Source organism: Terriglobales bacterium (genome assembly GCA_035454605.1).
Taxonomy (GTDB): Bacteria; Acidobacteriota; Terriglobia; order Terriglobales; family Acidobacteriaceae; genus DATMAB01.
Genome location: DATIGQ010000144.1, coordinates 16,524 through 34,190, shown reverse-complemented (window position 1 = coordinate 34,190; position 17,667 = coordinate 16,524). Strand labels below are relative to the sequence as shown.

15 protein-coding genes are annotated in these 17,667 nt (G+C 63.4%); 8 read left to right on the top strand and 7 right to left on the bottom strand.

Annotated features, from left to right (window positions below; translation table 11 throughout):
- Window positions 1-254: 254 nt before the first annotated feature.
- From VLE48_10545 to VLE48_10535, 3 genes are all read right to left on the bottom strand, one after another.
- The gene (locus tag VLE48_10545) at window positions 255-1,955 is read right to left on the bottom strand and encodes a chloride channel protein (protein ID HSA93440.1); all 1,701 of its coding nucleotides are present in this window, start codon (window positions 1,953-1,955) and stop codon (window positions 255-257) included.
- Window positions 1,952-3,112 (bottom strand): tetratricopeptide repeat protein, encoded by a 1,161-nt coding sequence (locus VLE48_10540; protein ID HSA93439.1) that lies wholly within the window; start codon window positions 3,110-3,112, stop codon window positions 1,952-1,954. Before VLE48_10540 ends, VLE48_10545 begins: the two co-directional genes overlap by 4 nt.
- Before the next feature lie 83 nt (window positions 3,113-3,195).
- Window positions 3,196-4,425: an energy transducer TonB gene (locus tag VLE48_10535; GenBank protein ID HSA93438.1), complete on the bottom strand. Its 1,230-nt coding sequence runs from the start codon at window positions 4,423-4,425 to the stop codon at window positions 3,196-3,198.
- A gap of 192 nt (window positions 4,426-4,617) precedes the next feature.
- Here VLE48_10535 and ileS point away from each other — a divergent pair, with 192 nt between their 5' ends.
- The 5 genes from ileS to VLE48_10510 all read left to right on the top strand — a co-directional run bounded on the left by ileS (window position 4,618) and on the right by VLE48_10510 (window position 10,580).
- Window positions 4,618-7,455, top strand: a complete 2,838-nt coding sequence (gene ileS / locus VLE48_10530) for an isoleucine--tRNA ligase (protein HSA93437.1) — start codon at window positions 4,618-4,620, stop codon at window positions 7,453-7,455.
- 7 nt (window positions 7,456-7,462) lie between these two features.
- On the top strand, window positions 7,463-7,978 hold the full coding sequence (gene lspA / locus VLE48_10525) for a signal peptidase II (protein HSA93436.1): 516 nt from the start codon (window positions 7,463-7,465) through the stop codon (window positions 7,976-7,978).
- Window positions 7,979-8,133: 155 nt separating this feature from the next.
- Window positions 8,134-8,481, top strand: a complete 348-nt coding sequence (locus tag VLE48_10520) for a hydrogenase maturation nickel metallochaperone HypA (protein ID HSA93435.1) — start codon at window positions 8,134-8,136, stop codon at window positions 8,479-8,481.
- 23 nt (window positions 8,482-8,504) lie between these two features.
- Window positions 8,505-9,782, top strand: a complete 1,278-nt coding sequence (locus tag VLE48_10515) for a Glu/Leu/Phe/Val dehydrogenase (protein HSA93434.1) — start codon at window positions 8,505-8,507, stop codon at window positions 9,780-9,782.
- A gap of 105 nt (window positions 9,783-9,887) precedes the next feature.
- Complete coding sequence (locus VLE48_10510) at window positions 9,888-10,580, top strand: DUF1326 domain-containing protein (protein ID HSA93433.1); 693 nt, start codon at window positions 9,888-9,890, stop codon at window positions 10,578-10,580.
- A 43-nt stretch (window positions 10,581-10,623) separates the two neighbouring features.
- Here VLE48_10510 and VLE48_10505 read toward each other — a convergent pair whose 3' ends face one another.
- The 3 genes from VLE48_10505 to VLE48_10495 all read right to left on the bottom strand — a co-directional run bounded on the left by VLE48_10505 (window position 10,624) and on the right by VLE48_10495 (window position 14,456).
- The gene (locus tag VLE48_10505) at window positions 10,624-12,762 is read right to left on the bottom strand and encodes a transglycosylase SLT domain-containing protein (protein ID HSA93432.1); all 2,139 of its coding nucleotides are present in this window, start codon (window positions 12,760-12,762) and stop codon (window positions 10,624-10,626) included.
- A 159-nt stretch (window positions 12,763-12,921) separates the two neighbouring features.
- Window positions 12,922-13,944 (bottom strand): hypothetical protein, encoded by a 1,023-nt coding sequence (locus tag VLE48_10500; protein ID HSA93431.1) that lies wholly within the window; start codon window positions 13,942-13,944, stop codon window positions 12,922-12,924.
- A 137-nt stretch (window positions 13,945-14,081) separates the two neighbouring features.
- On the bottom strand, window positions 14,082-14,456 hold the full coding sequence (locus tag VLE48_10495) for a cupredoxin domain-containing protein (GenBank protein HSA93430.1): 375 nt from the start codon (window positions 14,454-14,456) through the stop codon (window positions 14,082-14,084).
- Window positions 14,457-14,561: 105 nt separating this feature from the next.
- Here VLE48_10495 and VLE48_10490 point away from each other — a divergent pair, with 105 nt between their 5' ends.
- Window positions 14,562-15,170 carry a sigma-70 family RNA polymerase sigma factor gene (locus VLE48_10490; protein ID HSA93429.1) on the top strand — a complete coding sequence of 203 codons (609 nt, stop codon included), beginning with the start codon at window positions 14,562-14,564 and terminating at the stop codon, window positions 15,168-15,170.
- The gene (locus VLE48_10485) at window positions 15,167-15,409 is read left to right on the top strand and encodes a zf-HC2 domain-containing protein (GenBank protein ID HSA93428.1); all 243 of its coding nucleotides are present in this window, start codon (window positions 15,167-15,169) and stop codon (window positions 15,407-15,409) included. The genes VLE48_10490 and VLE48_10485 overlap by 4 nt, the downstream gene beginning before the upstream one ends.
- 177 nt (window positions 15,410-15,586) lie before the next feature.
- Here VLE48_10485 and VLE48_10480 read toward each other — a convergent pair whose 3' ends face one another.
- The gene (locus tag VLE48_10480) at window positions 15,587-16,024 is read right to left on the bottom strand and encodes a CBS domain-containing protein (protein HSA93427.1); all 438 of its coding nucleotides are present in this window, start codon (window positions 16,022-16,024) and stop codon (window positions 15,587-15,589) included.
- Window positions 16,025-16,187: 163 nt separating this feature from the next.
- Here VLE48_10480 and VLE48_10475 point away from each other — a divergent pair, with 163 nt between their 5' ends.
- Window positions 16,188-17,666: a GAF domain-containing protein gene (locus tag VLE48_10475; protein HSA93426.1), complete on the top strand. Its 1,479-nt coding sequence runs from the start codon at window positions 16,188-16,190 to the stop codon at window positions 17,664-17,666.
- Window position 17,667 lies beyond the last annotated feature (1 nt).

The following is a 17,667-nucleotide window of genomic DNA, read 5'->3' as shown; positions in this document are numbered from 1 at the left end:
CTGCGCGCTTCATCAGAAGAACAGCTCTTGCGGGGCCCGGGAGGAGACTTCCAGGACAAGCTTATACCCCCCCCCCTGGGGACACCTCAAGGACATCCTCCAGGAAATCGCGGGCGACCGTGAGCTTCAGATTGCTTCCCCTCGAGGAAAAAGCTCTAGTGGAGCTTGAACCCTATTTCTACGTTGATTCGCCCCGCGACCGTTCTTACCGCAGCCCTATCCCCTACGGCACGTGTTGTCCGCGCTGAATTACGCTACGGTCCCGCGGATCGATGAGGTTGGCCCAGGAGCTTCAGCCAACTGTCCCGCGTGATGATGCCTTCCACCTTCGAGGCATCCGTCCGGCTTACTACCGGCAGCAGTCCCGGAGTCTTGCTGAAGGTCTCGAGCGTCAGTTCCAGAGGATAGTCGGGAAAGGCCTGTTGCCATTCCTGCAGCAGGAAGAACGTGACCGGCCTTTGACCTTGGCCGGCGTGCACCGCCTTTTCCACTTCGCTCCGCAGCAGCAAGCCATGAACGCGGCCGTCCTCTCCCACCAGAAAGCACTCCGCTCGATTCTTCTGAGCGATCTCCCAGGCCTGCTGCACCGTGGCATCCGCGGATACGACGGTAAATTCACGAGTCATCAGGTCCTTGGCGCGCCATGTCCCGACCGACAGTCTGGTCTCAGGACCGGGCAGGTGGACGCCGTCCTGTTCGAGCAGCGCATGGTAAATCGGCTTGGGCTGGTATTTTCGCGAGATCAGGAAGCTGATCATGTTCGCCACCATCAGCGCGATCACGATCTGGTAGTCCTGGGTAAGCTCAAAGATCATCAGCACTGAGGTCATGGGCGCGCGGATGATTCCCGCAAACAGCGCGCCCATGCCCACCAGAGCATAGGCGCCGACGTCGCCGGTGGGGAACGGTGCCACGCGGTTGACCAGCACACCTACGGCTCCGCCGAGCATGGCGCCCAGATACAGGCTGGGCGCAAAGATGCCACCCGCGTTCCCGGACGCATACGAGACGATGGTCGCCACCAGCTTGAGCGCGCATAACAGCAGCAGCATCTTCAGCGGAAGGCTGCCGTTGAGCGCTTGATCGACGTACTCATAGCCCACTCCCATGACCTGCGGCGAGAAGACCAGCAGGATGCCGATCGCCAAGCCTCCCATGGCAGGTTGAAGGACGCGCGTGGAGCGCGGCAGAGACTGGAAGAAGGCGCGTAAGCGAAGCAGTCCTTTGCAAAACACCAGCGACGTGATCCCTCCCGCTACCCCCAGCACCGCGTAAGCAAGCAATTCCGCCGGATGCACCAGGTGGTACTGCGGGACCCGGAAGAGGGCCTCGTTGCCCAGGATGGACCGCTCGACAATCACCGCCGAGACCGAGGCCAGAACGGTCGAGCCGATGACCGCGGCATTCATGTCCCCGATGATTTCCTCGAGCGCGAACAGCACCGCCGCCAGAGGGGTGTTAAACGCGGCAGAGAGGGCCGCAGCCGCCCCGACCGGGACCAGTTCCTGAACGCGCCGGCGCGAAAGGCCCAGCCACCGGCCCACCACCGACGCGATTCCCGCCCCGATCTGCACCGACGGCCCCTCCCGCCCCATCGAGTGGCCGGATCCCACGCAAAGTACGCCGGTGAGGAACTTTCCCCAGACCGTCTTGGACGGGATTTCTCCCTGGTTCAAGTGGTACGCCGCCTCGGTCTGCGGAATACCGCTGCCGCGCGCGTCTGAAAAGTATTTCGCCAACAGGAAGCCGCTCACCAGGCTCACCACTGTCGGCACTAGGATGGTGCGCATCACGCCGGGATTCATCCCGAAGAGCGTGTGGCGGGTAGCCTCGATGGCAAGCGTGAAGAGCACAGCGGCCAGGCCGGCGATCACACCTACCAGAAGCGTCAGGGCTAGAAAAATCTGGTTCTCGCGTATGCGCAGCCGTTCTGCGATCTGCAAGCCCACGTTCATGGCTGGTGCTCGCGCAGGTAGTTTTCCGCAATCAGGGCCAGCCCGCGATCCAGGCTGGAAGGCGTTCCGCAGATGCGATCGCTTTGCTGTTCGGTTCGATATACGAGGTCGAGCACGGTGGGGATCACGTCCTCATCCTTAAGCCGCCGCCAGGACTTGAGGGAGGGTTCTAGAGCTTGTGCTTCTTGTAGCAGGGCCTGAAGCTCGACGATATCTGCGCCCGGCGGCTGCGCAAGGCATTCCTGCAGGCGCTGCAAAACGCCCTGCAGGCAGGCTCTCAGGCGGCGTCGCCGTTCTTGCGCTCCGATCCCGGAAGCTACAGGGTCATTCTCCAGCACCACATTCGTGACGGCCAGGAGCTCGGAGGCCTCCTCCACCAGCGCACCTTGCTTGACAGATGCCAGGTATCTTCGGGCATGGGCGTAGTCGCCCAACTGAAACTCGGCCTTCCCTGCCCCAAGAAAAGCCTGGTCGGAGGCGCGTTCCTGCTTTAACGCGCTCGTGAAGTGCGCCAGCGCCTGCGCGGGATCCGCGGCTTCAAGGAAGAGTTCTCCCGCTTGAATCTGGGCGGCGGCGCTGGGCGGCAAGTCCCCGCTGTACGCCAGCAGCTCGGAAAGCGCGAGGTCCCGCGCCCCGTGCTGGAGCAGGAATCTTGTCAGTTCGATCCGTACCTGCCGCCTCTCTTCGTCTCCACTTTCGCCCGGCCAAACCCCGTACAGAGCGCTGTGATAGTAGCGGGTCGCTTCTGCCACACTGCCCCGCTTGGCCGCGATCCTGGCAAGCTGCAGGTTGATCTTGGGATTCTCCGGTGTGCGTTCGCGCAAGCGGAGCAGGATCTGGTCAGCTTCCTCATCCTTCTGGGCCGAGGCTAGCGCCTCCGCCAGGGCAAGGCTGTAGACAGGATTGTCACGTGCCGTGGCGGTCGCCCGGCGAAGAAAGTCGATGGCCTCCTGGAGGTCTCCCGCTGCCATGGCGCGCTGGCCCCGCTCATACCAGACCGCCGCGGTCCGGGCCTGCACATCCCGGTTCCACGTCGCCGCCGCGCGGGTACCAAGAAACGCGACCGTGCCCAGGATCGAGAGCACCAGGAGCCGGACGATCTCGTGCCGAATGATGCGCGAGACCGTACTTTCTACGGCTTGCCCTTCTTCATTCAATGTTGTTCGGAGACCAACCGTTCATTAGAACACGGTCGTGCGCGCACGGAAACCGCTAACGCGCAAGGCAGGAGAACAGATCTTCAGTACAGTTTGAAGTCTACTTCGACGTTGATGCGTACCGCGACGGGCACGCCGTTCTTGCGCGCAGGTTCAAACTTCCACTGGCTCACGGCAGCGATGGCGCGCTCGTCCAGGCCTAATCCCAGGCTGCGCCGGATGCGCACCTCGTGGGCGCGGCCATCCGGCCCCACCACCAGCCAGAGCACCACGGTTCCCTGGTGCTTTGCCTTGCGTGCCTCCTCGGAGTATTCCGGGTCCGGCGTATAAAGGGGTCGCGGAGCGGAAACACCTCCGCCAACCTGAAATACGCCGCCGCCGGTCCCGCCGCCGCTCCCCGGACCGAATCCGGGGCCGTCGCCCGAACCGATACCGCCGCCTGAACCGGATCCGATTCCGCCCCCCGAGCCGGTGCCGTTTGAGAGCGTCCCCGCCACCTTCGCCAGCGGGTCGCCGTAATTCGGCAGATTGACCGAGGGCAGGGGAACCTCCGGAGGTACCACCACCGTGGGCTCCATCGGAAGCTTGGGGTCCTCATTCCGGACGACCACTGCCGGGGGCGTGAACTGTTGCATGGAAGCCTTGGGGAGCTTGCCTTTCGGAGCCTGCAGTTTGTCGCGATCGCCACCGCCACCGCCGCCGCCGATCGTGTCATTGGCCTTGGCCGAAAGCGGCAGATACACGGAGACATCCGGCGACACCAGCGACACGGTCGCATGCGGCTGCCCTTCCCTCGCCATTTTCGCCCCCAGGAAGGAGACGGCGCCCAGGCCGGCCAGCAGCGCAGCATGTACCAAAAGGGTTCCCGCCAGGCCGCGCTTTCGATAGTTGTAGTCGCCCCAGATGTCCCGTACCGCTACCGGCTTCGAGGTGAGCTGTAGCGGAGGAAGCTTCTCGGGAAAGAGCAGGTCGTGCAGGTTCGAGGCCAACGAATGCCACCAGGGCCGCTCGATCTCCGCCAGCGACTTCACTGCCACCGGCCGCGAAGTAAGTTGCAGCGGCGACTGCTTTTCGCGGACGAACAACTGCCGCAGGCCGTCAGCCAGGGAGCGCCACAACGGCTGATCGATCTCCAGTTGTTCTACCGGGACCGGCCGCGACGTCAGCTTCAAGGGAGGGAGCTTCTGCGGAAAGAACAGGTCGTCAAGGTTGTGGCCCAGGCTCTGCCACCATGGCTCGCGCAGCTCCACCAGCAAAGCGTTCAGATGGCTGCTGGCGCCCTGTTTGCTTCCGCGAGATTCGGTTTCGTTCATCACCCGGTGTGCCTCTCAACTGCCTCCTCTAACAGATGTGCAATTGTGCCCCGAAGTTGCATCTCTTGCCACGCTCGAAAGGTCATGTCCTCAATACGATGCAACCGGGCTACTCAGATTGAGACACACTCCTGTCAATGGACGGCCCCGAAACCTCTCCCTATAATGAAATTCGGAATCGCCGGAGCCCGCATGGCAGCGCCCCTCGACCTGAAGTCCACCCTCAACCTGATGAAGACGGACTTCTCCATGAAGGCCAACCTGCCCCAGAAGGAGCCCCAGATGCTCCAGAGATGGCAGGAAATGCGGCTCTACGACCGCATCCGCCAGGCCCGCAAGGGCGCGCCTGTCTATGTGTTGCACGACGGTCCTCCCTACGCCAACGGGCCCATCCACCTGGGCACTGCGCTGAACAAGACCTTGAAGGATTTTGTGGTCAAGACCCGCAATATGGCCGGCCTGGATGCGCCCTACGTTCCGGGTTGGGACTGCCACGGCCTGCCCATCGAGATCAAGGTGGACAACGACCTTGGCCGGCGCAAGCTGCAGATGTCTCCGCTGGAAGTCCGCGCCGCCTGCGCGGCCTACGCCCAGAAGTACCTGGACCTTCAGCGCAGTCAGTTCCAGCGCATCGGGGTTCTGGGGCGCTTCGACCGCCCCTACTCCACCATGACGCCGGAGTACGAGTCGGTTGTCCTGCGTACCTTTTTCGATTTTCTCGAACGCGGCGCGGTGTACCGCGGGCTGCGGCCCGTCTACTGGTGCCTGCACGACAAGACCGCGCTGGCGGAGGCTGAAGTCGAGTACGAGAACCGTACCGACCCCAGCATCTGGGTGAAGTACGCCCTCACCAGCGATCCGGCGAAGTTGGATCCCGCGCTGACAGGCAAGAAAGTCTCGACCATCATCTGGACCACCACTCCATGGACCATTCCCGCATCCATGGCGGTGGCGTTCCACCCTTACCTGAAATATGCGGCCATCGAGGCCTCTGGCGAGGTTTACGTCGTCGCCGATGTGCTTGCCACGGCCACCATGGAGAAATGCAGCCTCAAGGATGCGCGTGTCCTCGCCCGTTTCGACGGCGTGAAACTCGAGCACGCGACCTTTGCCCACCCATTCCTCGAGCGCAGCGTTCTCGGCGTGCTCGCAGAGTACGTCACTACCGATCAGGGCACGGGCGCCGTCCATACGGCGCCTTCCCACGGTGCCGACGACTTCTACACCGGGCAGAAGTACAAACTCGACCAGACCTGTAACGTGGATGAGGCCGGCATCCTGCGCAACGGCCTGCCTGAGTACGAAGGCAAGACGGTCTTTAACGCCAACCCGCACATCGTCGACCTGCTGCGCGCGAAAGGGGCGCTGCTGGCTACAGAGAAGCTCGAGCACTCATATCCGCACTGCTGGCGTTGCCACAACCCGGTCATCTTCCGCGCCACCGTGCAGTGGTTCATATCCATGGAGGCGCAACTGGAGGGAAGCACGCTTCGCCAGCGGGCGCTCGACGAGATCAAGAAGGTCAAGTGGGATCCGGCCTGGGGTGAGGAACGCATCGCCAACATGGTTGCCACCCGGCCGGACTGGTGTATTTCGCGCCAGCGCGTCTGGGGTGTGCCCATTGCTGTTTTCTTCTGCACAGGCTGCCAGGAACTCCTGCGCTCAGTCGAGGCAAACCAGGCGGTCGTCGAGCTGGTGGCGCGGGAAGGAGTGGACGCCTGGTATCGGCATCCAGCCACAGGAATTCTTCCCAAAGGAACCGTGTGCCCGAACTGCAAGGGCACGGACTTCCGCAAGGAAAGCGACATCATCGACGTCTGGTTCGAGTCCGGATGCAGCCAGGCGGCCGTGCTGGACCGCGAAGAGGGCTTGCCCTGGCCGGCCGACCTCTACGTCGAAGCCGGCGACCAGTACCGCGGATGGTTTCATTCCTCCCTGCTCTGCGCCGTCGGCACCCGCCTCCAGGCCCCGTATCGCAGCGTGGCCACGCACGGCTGGACGCTCGACCCGCAGGGTCGCGCCATGTCCAAGTCCTTGGGCAACGTCGTCGATCCGGTGGACATCGCCGACCGTCTGGGCGGCGAGATCGTCCGCCTGTGGGTGGCCTCGGTGGATTTCCGCGAGGACGTGCGGGGCTCCGAAGAGCTCATGCAGCGCGTGGCCGAAAGCTACCGCAAGATCCGCAATACGTTTCGCTTCGTCCTGGGGAACCTGAACGGCTTCGATCCGGCGAGTCACGCCGTTCCTTTCGCGGAAATGGAAGCCATTGACCGCTACCTGCTGCTGCGCACCTCCGACCTCGCCGAGAGTGTCCGCCGCTGGTACCACGAGATGGTGTTTCACCGCGCCTATCACCAGATGCACGATTTCTGCATCGTCGACCTCAGCGCCTTTTACTTCGACGTGCTGAAGGACCGGCTCTACACCTTCGCGCCTAATTCCATGGCGCGCCGTTCCGCGCAGACCGCCATCTGGCGCATCGGTGAAGCGCTCGTCCGCCTGCTCGCTCCCGTGATGAGCTTCACCGCCGACGAGATCTGGCAGTACCTCCCCAAGCTGGAGAACCGGCCCCAGAGCGCCCACCTGGCGCTCTTCCCTGCTGCCCAGGAGATCACCGGGACCGACACCACCGCCGGATTCGAGGCCTTCCGCGCCGACTGGGAAACGCTGCTGGCTGTACGCCAGGAAGTGCTCAAGGCCCTGGAGAGTGCGCGCAACGCCAAGACCATCGGCAGCAGCCTGGAAGCGCATGTGCAACTCTCCGCTCCCGAAAGTGTCCATCCCGTGCTGGAGCGTTATCGCGACGACTTGCGCGCCCTTTTCATCACTTCCGCCGTGACCCTGGTTCCCGCGCTTGCGGAGAACGGCTCCGCCCCGCTCACTGTCGAGGTGCGCCGCGCCGACGGGCACAAGTGCGATCGGTGCTGGAATTACTCCACCGAGGTCGGTAGCAGTTCCGACTATCCTACCCTTTGCGAGCGCTGTGTCCCGCCGGTGGAGGAGAGTCTGCGCTCGACGGGGACCGGATAATCCACCCATGCCACCGCATGCGATGCGCCGTTACCACTTCCTGGTGGCCCTGGGTGTGTTTCTGGCTGACCAGGCCACCAAGTGGCTGGTCCTCCGCAACATCCCGTTGCATGAGAGCGTTCCCGTCATTCCGGGCTTCTTCCAGTTGACCCACGTGCAAAACCGCGGCGCCGCCTTCGGGCTCTTCTCGGATCTCACCTCGCAATGGGCGACCTCGGCGCTGATTCTTTTCTCCTTCATCGCCCTGGCTGTCGTCTGGCGCCTGCTGTGGCGGAACAGTCACTCCCTCACCGCCACCGGCATGGCTCTGGCCTTGGTTCTGGGCGGTGCCCTGGGCAACCTCTGGGACCGCGTCGTCGACGGCCACGTGGTGGACTATCTGGACGTCTTTATCGGAACCTACCACTGGCCTGCCTTTAACGTCGCCGATTCCGCCATTGTCATCGGCGCAATGTTTCTGGTGGGGCACATCCTGTTCTCCAAGTCCCACATCGAGGAGAAGCCCGCCGCCGGGCGCTCCTAGATCCTCGACACCCTATCGCCAAGCTTGCCGGTTCGGTTGACGCCTGCAGTCGCCCCGGGTGTATGCTTGGTGCCCTCCGTGACCGTCGGTGAGCGGTTCCGGGCTGGCTTTTTTCAACCCGCTCTGCCGGTCCCTCCACGGATGTCCGGGCTGTTATGGATGAGCGTGAGGTAGCCAACCACGTCGTGGACTTGGTGGACCAGGCGGCCTACCGCAACGCGGTACGCCGTGTGGTATCGGTGCGCCTGGCCATCGGCGGCCGCCGCGCTCTCGATTTCGAACGCCTGCAGCTCACCTTCGACGAAGTCTCTCGCGGCACCGTGGCGGACGGCGCGCGCCTCGTCCTTGAGCTCCTTCCCGTCCTGCGCCATTGCCTGAGCTGCGGAGAAAACTTCCAGGCTACTGCCGCCGATTGTCCCTGCCCCGCTTGCGGCCACCCCCACACGGAGGCCCGGAGCGGTTTTGAAGTTCGCGTCCTCGATATGGACGTGGAGGACGCCTAAACCATCTCGGAGAGGTAATGCTCATGGCTGCTGCTCCCGCTCGCCTGGTAGTGCAGGAAGACCTGAACCCGCTACACATCGCCATGCGGCAATTCGATACGGCCGCGGAAAGGCTCAACCTCGATCCCGGACTGCGGCAGGTCCTGCGGCGTCCCGCACGGGCCCTTTCGCTCTCCCTGCCCGTCAAGATGGATGACGGCAGCATCCGTGTCTTCGATGGTTTCCGGGTCCAGCACAGCGCCGCTCGCGGTCCCTGCAAGGGTGGTATCCGCTATCACCCCAACGTGACCTGGGATGAAGTGGCCGCGCTTGCCTCCTGGATGACCTGGAAGTGCGCCACCGTCAATATCCCTTTCGGCGGCGCCAAAGGCGGCATCGCTTGTGACCCAAAGAAAATGTCCAAGGATGAGCTGGAGCGCCTCACCCGTCGTTACGCTTACGAGATTTCCCCTCTCATCGGTCCTGACCGCGATATTCCCGCGCCCGATGTCTATACCGATGCCCAGGTCATGGCCTGGATCATGGATACCTACAGCATGACCCAGCGCCAGTGCTCCCCGGCGGTGGTCACCGGCAAGCCCACGTTCCTGGGCGGGTCTCATGGCCGTCACGAGGCCACCGCTCGCGGTTGCGTGTTCGTTATCCGAGCGGCCTGCGAAGCGTTCGGCATCGACATCAAGCGCGCCACCGCCGCCATTCAGGGTTTCGGCAATGCCGGCGGCATTGGGGCGCGCTTGCTCGCGGACACGGGCTGCACCGTGATTGCGGTCAGCGATTCCGGCGGCGGCATCGTCAGCCGCCTCGGCCTGGACGTGAGCGCCGTGCTGGCTCACAAGCTGCAGACCGGATCGGTCGCCGGCTTTCCCGGCAGCGAGCCCATCAGCAACGAAGCCATCCTGGAGATCGACTGCGACATTCTGGTGCCCGCCGCGCTCGAAAACCAGATCACCCTCGCCAATGCCGATCGAGTGAAAGCTAAGATCATCGCCGAGGCTGCCAACGGTCCCACCACTCCGGGAGCGGATGCCATCCTGCACAAGAAGGGCACGAACGTCCTGCCCGACATCCTGGCCAACGCTGGCGGCGTCACCGTCAGCTACTTCGAATGGGTCCAGGACCTGCAGGAGTTTTTCTGGGATGAGGAGGACGTCAACCGCAAGCTGGAAAAGGTGATGGTGCGGTCCTTCAAAGACGTGTACGACACGGCGCGCAAGTTCAACGTGGACATGCGCACCGGGGCCTACATCCTGGCTATCGACCGCGTGGCCGAAGCGACCCGCACGCGCGGCATCTGGCCCTAGGAGTCTGTCGAAGAGGGTTTTCGGCCGTACCGACCCACGATCGCGCCACCAGGTCGCGGGCTTGCCACAAGCGGTGGTTACTATGAACGTGAAAGGAGGCACGCAATGAATCGCTTCCGACAGATAGGGTTGCTGAGCGTTTGCTGCCTTGTGTTGATGGCATCCAACCCGGCAGAACCCGCCTGGAGGATGAAAGCGGACTACGTGGAAGCGTGTAGCTGCAATCTGTTTTGTCCTTGTTATTTCAACAAGCACGCCCAACACCCCTACTGCGAGTTCAATATGGCGGTCAAAGTGCGGGAGGGGCATGCGGGCAAAGTCAACCTGGCTGACGCCAAATACTGGCTGACCGGCGACTTGGGCGACAAGTGGGGAACAGAGCAGAAGGCTCCCTGGGTTGTCGTCAGCTTTGACCCTTCCACCAGCAAGGAACAGCGCGATGCTCTTGCTCCCATCATCCTCAAGACCTACGGACTGGAGTGGGGAGAGCTAAAGGTTCAGGAGGCGCCGATCGAGATTCATCACTCCGGTGACGTCGCCGAAGCCAAGCTGGCCGGCGGCCAGATGGCCTACATGAAACTCAAACGAGAACCCGGCGCGGACTCCAAGGGCGTCGTGCTCCACAATGTCAGTTACTTCGGGGCCCAGAAGAATACGGGCTTCGAGTTCTACAAATCCATCGAACATCGCGCCGACGTCGCCGGGCACAAGTTCTCCTACAGCGATCGCAATGCTTTTCTCATTTCGATCGACGTGTGGGAGGGAGCCTCGGGTGCGATGGGTTCCTCAGGCAATTAGAGTTGCTTTTTCAGCCGGGGCTTCCGGTACGCCGGAAGCCCTTCTACTTTCCTGAGATCACTGCTGAATCCCCGTACAGCCTGCGGTACACGCTCACATTGCGCTGGATGGCCTGCACGTACTCCCGCGTCTCGGTGAAGGGGATGGACTCCACGAACTCGGGCACGTCGCGATAGGGCCCATTGGCCAGCCATTGCGTCACCCGGTCCGGTCCTGCGTTGTAGCTGGCCAGCGCGTACTCCACCCGCCCGAACTCTTCCAGCCGGTCGCGGAAATACCTCGTCCCCAGTTGGACATTGACGCTGGGAACCTTCAGGCGCGCCGTAGAGTACGGCCTGAGCTTGAGTTCGCGTGCCACCTTGCGCCCGGTGGAAGGCAGCAGCTGCATGAGCCCGATGGCGCGGGCGCGCGACACCGCGTCCGGCCGGAACTCCGATTCCTGGCGGATGATGGCCGCTACCAGATACGGGTCGAGCTCGTTGGCCTCCGCGAATTGCTGAATCTCTTCCCAATACAGCCGCGGGAACAGCGCTTCCCACACGTTCCGCGGCAGGTCGCTGATCTCGCGTGAAAAGTATCCCGGCAGAGACCTTTTGGCCACCTGCAGCGCGCGATAGTGACGGCCGGTAAGCTGATACAGTCGCACGATCTCACCCGCTGCCCAGTCCGATCCCTCCTCGGCCACGGCGCGCAGCTCCCGAATGGCGAAATCGTACAGCGCGCCGTTTTGCAGCAAGCGGCTCTTCTGTGCGCGCATGTCCTCCGCCGGCATGGCGGAGCGCCCCAGGCGCAACGGCGGATCCCGGCTCGGAATCTTTTTGAGCAGCGCGCCTTCCGGTGCTCCGCCGTCAATGCCGATCTCCATCAGCCGCTCACGCGCCAGCCCCGCGTAGTAGAAATAGCGATAGCGGTCGGATAGCTTTTGGTAGAAGGTGCGTGCCCGCGGCAGGTCGTTCTGCTTCTCCAGCACCCGCCCACGCCAATACAACGCAGCGGAGACTTCCGAAGCATCCGGATAGCGCCGGATCACCTCGTCAAAACCAGAACCAGCATCCTCCAGCCGGTCCAGGCGGTAGTTCAGCCATGCTGCCTTCCACAACATGTAGGACCCATGCGGGCCGTCGGGAACCCGGCGGTAGCCTTCCTGGTAGAAGCGTGCGGCCGCATCCAGATTGTTTTGCAGCAGGTACCGGTTTCCTGCGGAAAGCAGGGCCCGCTGCAACCATGGACTGTCCGATGCTGTGCTGCGTAGTTCCCCCAGATACCGCAGATAGGTGTCGGGATCCGACCGGATCTCGGTCAGGTAAAAGAGCCGCTCGGCGTTCGCCTCGCCCGCGAGCCCCTGCAGTTCTGTCAGCACCTTTTTTGCGTCGCCGTATTTGCGTGCCTTGAAGAGTGCCCTTCCGAGATCGAGCTGCGCGGCAGCCCGCTCGGCGCTCTTCGCCTCCGCGGCAAGGTCCCGATAAATCGGAACAGCGTCTCGGTACTTTCGCGCTTCCATCAGCAGGTCTGCCCGTTGCTTGCGCTGCTGCCGTGTGGGCGCTGCGAGCTTGTGTGCCCGGGCCAGCGCCTCCAACTCTTGCTCCGCCGTCTTGGCCTCCGGCTCGGCCGGCCAGCCGTAGTACACCCGGCGCAGCGACTCTGCTCCCTCCGCAAAGCGTCCGGCCTGCACATAGGACTGGCCCAGGTCCAGCTCCACTCGCGCGCTGGCAGGTTCCCGGATGGTTTCCAGAATCGCGATGGCGTCGCGCGACCTTCCGATCGCCCGCAAGGTTTCCGCTTCCAGTTGGGCAGCGTCTCTCTTGAACAAGGAGTCCGGATATCGCCGGCCGAAGCCTTCCAGGGTCTTGGCCGCCAGTGCTGCCTGGCCCGAGCCCGCATAGGCCGACGCCAGGAAGTAGTCCACGTAGTCGCCCAATTCCCCCGCCTGCGGCTGAGCTTTTTCCAGCATGCTCGCCGCCGCCCGGTTTTCCCCGTCGATCAGCAGAGCGTATCCCGCCACGAACCAGGCCAGTGCTCCCGCCGGTTGGCGGGCGTGGTCGGCGGCGTAGTCCTCCACTGCCGCATAAGCGGCCACGGTGCGGCGGTTCAGCAATTGAGCCGCCAGCGGCCGCAATTCGGTGCTGGAACTGTACGCTTGTGCTGCCGCCTCCGCGCGTGGCGGCAACGGCTTGCGGGCCACGGCAGGTATGCGCCTGCCAGGCTTCTTTCCGCGTCCTGTTTGTCCTGCGGGAACTTGGGCGGCAGTCTGCGCTGAAGATGCCACGGGCGCAGCGTGATCCCCCTGTGCCATCGTCAACAGGATTGCCGCCAGGACTAGAATGCGCACAGCCATCGAAGACTACCCGGGGAAGTTGTTGCCCAGCGCGGATTCATCGTTTTCGGCCAGAATCCGCACCAGCTCTTTGACGAAATAGTTGGCCTCGGCCGCCGCCGTCTTGCCGAAATGCTTGTCGTACTCGGCGCGGCTCTTCTCAATGTCTTCTTTCAGGCGATCGTACAGGTCCTTGTGCTTGCGGCCTTCGGTCACCTTGGATTGGTTGTACAGCTTGATCTCCTCTACCAGCACCTTGGCTTTGCGCTTGGCCTTCTTGTGCAGCTCTTGGTCGCCCGCGCTGATCGCCGGCTCTTCCTTGGCCGGCGCCTTGGGAGCGGGTGGCGGAGGCGGTGCGGCCACCGGTGGTGGTGGCGCTTCCGGTGCTTCCGCCGGTCCGGCGTCACCGGCGCCCGCCGACTTCCGCAGCGAGAGCAACTCCAACCATTGTCCGGTCGAGCGGACCAATACGTGCAGGGCCGAAGGGTCGATCGTTCCGTTTGCCTCGGTCCCCACGTCCGCGTACAGGAGTGCCGCCACCTTGTCCTTCACTACTAGCGGCAGCACCACAGCGTTTCCGTCCGCAGGATTTCCGACCGAAGATACGAAGTTGGAGGAGAACTCTGCCGCGGCCGCCGCCGCCGGCATGCGGTCCTGCACCGCCCTTCCTGCCAGGCCCTGGTTCGGGTCGACGGTCACGCCCTTGAGGGCGTCGCTGTTGGAGAATCCCCGGCCCTGCCATCCGCTAGCCGAGCCGCCTCGTATCACGAACAGCGCGGTCCGGCCGGAAAAGCGTGCAGCGCCGTCGAGCAGCGTACGCAGGATTTCACTCTGCGAATTCAGGTCCTGGATGGTGGCGATCGCCGAGTTCAGCACATCCGTGGGCGCACCGCCGGGAGCGGACCCACTTCCCGACCCGCCTTCCAGCGCGGGACTGATCTCCTTCAGTACGCGTTCCGCCACCTCGCGCCGCAGTTCCGAGACGTGCGACTCCAGAGCCTCGGAGACCACGCGTTCGACAATACTCCGGATTTCTTCTGGGTCGGCCATTGGGAGATGTTCGGCTGGCGCCCGCTCCGCTACGGGCGCTCTACTGCGACTCCACGCCTGCAGGCGATTATAGGGCCTGAAGATGCACTGTCAACGCTTGGCGGCCAAGGTCAGGAATCGCAGGAGTCAACCGCTCGCTACTCCACGATGAGCCGCCCGTGCATGTCGTCGTGACCGGGGCCACAGACGATGCTGCACGCGATCCGGAACTCTCCTCGTCGGTCGGCCTTAAAACGAAACACCGCCGTGCCTCCTTTCGGGATCGCTTCCTTGATGCCCAGCTCGGGGATGTCGAAGCCGTGCTGCACGTCCAGGCTGGTGATGTGCAGCTCGACCAGACTTCCGTGCCTCACTCGTATCTCCGCCGGCTCGAACCTGTACTTCCGGGCGGTGACGTCGATTCGCACCGGCTCCCGGGAGAGTCGCGAACAACCTTCCATGGCTAGCAACAGGAAAACCGTTGCTGCGCCACTCAAGAGGCTCACCGCCAGCTGTTTCCTGCGTCGAATCATGGGCCGGTCTCTTTTGCTTTGGATGCCGGAGCACGGAAACAGGTACAATACACTTTCGCTCGAAACTTTTTGCATCGTGATACTGTGACTCCCATCCAATCCCAAGTGACGGAAGCTGCCGGCGATGAGCTGGCGTTGGTGCAGGCCGCGCAGGCCGGAGATGTAGCGGCGTTCGAGCAGCTGGTGAAGCGCTACGACCGCAACATCTTTCGCCTGGCGCAGCACATCACGCAGAACCGCGAGGACGCCGAAGACGTGCTGCAGGAGGCCTTCCTGAAGGCCTACACGCACCTGGGTGATTTTCAGGGAAACTCCAAGTTCTACACCTGGCTGGTGCGCATCGCGGTGAACGAATCGCTGATGAAACTGCGCCGGCGCCGCAGCGACAAGACGGTTTCGCTCGATGAGAACGTCGAGACCGAGGAAAGCTCGATGCCGCGCGAGGTGGCTGACTGGGGCCCGAACCCCGAGCAGTTGTACCGTCAGGAGGAGCTCCACGATATCCTCAGCCGCACCATCCAGGGCCTTCCGGCCAGCTTTCGCACCGTGTTCGTCCTGCGCGACGTCGAGGGACTGTCTACCGAAGAGGCGGCGGAGGCACTCGGCTTGAGCGTTCCTGCGGTAAAATCGCGTTTGCTGCGGGCGCGGCTGCAGCTTCGGGAACGCCTGAGCCGCTACTTCAAAAAGAGCAGGAGTGGAGACGGACAGAAGTGAACTGCACCCGCTTCGTTCAGGAACTCACCGATTATCTGGACGGCACGCTCGACAGCGAAACGCGCGCCGAATTGGAAGAACATCTGGTCTGGTGCCACGACTGCTACGTTGTGTGCGACACCACCAAGAAGACCATCCAGATCTATCGCGACCGCCAGCCCTACGATCTTCCCGAGCCGCTTCGCCTCAAACTGCAGGCTGCCATTATCACCAAGTGCAAGGCCTCCAAGAAGTCTTGACCTGTCCATCGTAACTTTTCACGCTGTCATTCCGAGCGAAGTTGAGGCGCTTGCGCGGCGTCCGAGCCGCGCGCCCAATTGCTGAGTGAGGCGAAGAAGCTGCTCTGGTACCTCGGTGGTCGTGTGCGGGAAGCCCGAGTCGAGGGATTTCGGGTTGGCTTTTCTCGAGCGGCCCGGCTAATCCGAAGCCGGCGACTCCGCCGGTTTGCCCAGCAGTTCGTTCAGCAGGGCGAGCATGTCCGTGCCGGTAACGATCCCCACCAGCTTGCCATCTTCCACCACCGGCAGCGCGCCGATCTTCTTGGTGTAGAGAAGCGACGCTGCGAGAGACACATCGTCGTTCGGCGAAATGCTGATGACGTTGGTGCTCATCACCACGCTGATGGGCGTGGATTCGAAGATCTGATTGTATTCCTCCGGCGTCATCTTGCTCAGCATGGAAGGCGCCACGCGCGAAACATCGCGGTCACTTACCATTCCCACCACGGTGCCGGTACTGTTGACGATGGGCACGTGCCGCTTGCCGCTGCGCCGGATGATGAGTGCGGCATCGAGTAGGCGCGAATCGTCAGGCAAGGTCGTGACCTTGGTGGTCATGTAGTCGCGTACCAGCATCGCGCCCTCCCAGGTACCTCCGCCATTCGGCGGTCTGGCGGCGCATTGTAGCAAAGCTGCGCCCCCCTCTCAATTCGACCCGGTTCTGACTCCCGGCCCGGCCGGGGAAAACTCCGTATAATACGCGTTCTCGGCCAGTCCGGCAGGGCGTGGTGAGCCAGACGTGAAGGAAGTCCATCCCAGCGTGCGCGAGATCGCCGTGCTGCAGGAAGCCACGGAGATGATCCTCGCCAGCACCGACGTGGACACCGTCCTGCACCAGATTCTGCTCATCGTGCGCAACTATTTCGGCGTGGCCCACTCCGCGGTTTTCCTGGTGGACCGTGGCGCCGGCGAACTCTACTGCCGCGCTCAGATCGGCTATGACGATTCCATCAGCGCCCATCGCCTGCGCGTGGGCGTGGATGGCATAGTCGGAGCGGCCGCTCAAGCTCGCGCGCCGCTCTGCGTTCCGGACGTCAGCCGGGAACCGCGATACATCGCCGGCAGCCCCGACGTTCGCAGCGCCCTCGCTCTTCCCCTCATCGTCCGTGAGCAGGTCGTGGGCGTGCTGGCGGCGGAAAGCTCCGAAACGGACTACTTCTCTACTGATCTCAGTGCCCTGCTCTCCCTGTTCGCCAGCCAGGCCGCAGTCGCCCTGGAAAACGCCCGTCTGTTTGCCAGCGAGCGCCGCCGCGTCCGCCAGGTCGAACTCATCAATCTGATCGCCCGTTCCGCCGCCTCGGCCGGAGAAATCGAGCAGTTCCTCGGCACGCTCGCCGACCTTATCGGCGACAGTTTCGAAGGCAGCGATGTGGTGATTCTCTTGCGCGAGGCTGAGGGTGCACTGCGTCCGCGCGCCAGCGCCGGTGCCGAAACTCTCGACCAGAGCAAGTTTGCCGAGTCCGAGCGTTCCGGCATCATCGCCCAGGCGTTCGCCGCGCGTCAGAACGTTGTGATGAACGACGTGCGCGCGCAGTCGGCCTGGCCCGCCTGCTTGCCGGGCGCGGGCTCGGAACTGTGCGCGCCGCTGGTCAGCTTTGGGGAGACGCTCGGCGTGGTCGTGGTTTCACATCCTCATTCCGGGTTCTTCAGTAAGGACGACCGCGCGATCGCGCAGGCCGCCGCCGACGTCTGCGCCACGGCCATCAAGAACGTGCAGCTCGCCGAGGAACTGCGCCGCGTGGCGCACACCGATTTCGTGACCGGCGTTTACAACCAGCGCTACTTCCATTCCGCGGTGTCGCAGGAACTGGCGCGCTCGCGCCGCTACGGCAAGCCCTTCGCCCTGGCGCTTCTCGACCTGCGCGCCTTTCGCGACGTCAACACCTCGCTCGGATTCGAGGGAGGCGATGCCATCCTGCGCCAGGTGGCGCAGCTCTTGCGCTCGCAGGTGCGCAGCATGGACATTCTCTGCCGCTACGCGGGCGATCGCTTCTCCCTGGTGCTGCCGGAAACCGATCGTGACCGCATGTCGGTGGTGCTGCGCAAGATCGAGGAGAACCTGGCGCGCATCCGCATTCCGGGCAAAGACGGCGAAGAGCCGCTGGTCGCTACGTGCGCTTTCGTGAACTATCCGCACGACGCCGGAAACGCGCTCGAACTGACGCGGATGCTGTTCGCGCGCGTGGAAGAAGCCAAGCACCGGAAGCCCTCGGCGTGAA

Bases quoted from the DNA above. Each gene is read 5' to 3' on its own strand.
- VLE48_10545 (HSA93440.1), bottom strand. From the start codon at position 1,955: ATGAACGTGGGCTTGCAGATCGCAGAACGGCTGCGCATACGCGAGAAC.
- VLE48_10535 (HSA93438.1), bottom strand. From the start codon at position 4,425: ATGAACGAAACCGAATCTCGCGGAAGCAAACAGGGCGCCAGCAGCCAT.
- ileS (HSA93437.1), top strand. From the start codon at position 4,618: ATGGCAGCGCCCCTCGACCTGAAGTCCACCCTCAACCTGATGAAGACG.
- lspA (HSA93436.1), top strand. From the start codon at position 7,463: ATGCCACCGCATGCGATGCGCCGTTACCACTTCCTGGTGGCCCTGGGT.
- VLE48_10520 (HSA93435.1), top strand. From the start codon at position 8,134: ATGGATGAGCGTGAGGTAGCCAACCACGTCGTGGACTTGGTGGACCAG.
- VLE48_10515 (HSA93434.1), top strand. From the start codon at position 8,505: ATGGCTGCTGCTCCCGCTCGCCTGGTAGTGCAGGAAGACCTGAACCCG.
- VLE48_10510 (HSA93433.1), top strand. From the start codon at position 9,888: ATGAATCGCTTCCGACAGATAGGGTTGCTGAGCGTTTGCTGCCTTGTG.
- VLE48_10500 (HSA93431.1), bottom strand. From the start codon at position 13,944: ATGGCCGACCCAGAAGAAATCCGGAGTATTGTCGAACGCGTGGTCTCC.
- VLE48_10495 (HSA93430.1), bottom strand. From the start codon at position 14,456: ATGATTCGACGCAGGAAACAGCTGGCGGTGAGCCTCTTGAGTGGCGCA.
- VLE48_10480 (HSA93427.1), bottom strand. From the start codon at position 16,024: ATGCTGGTACGCGACTACATGACCACCAAGGTCACGACCTTGCCTGAC.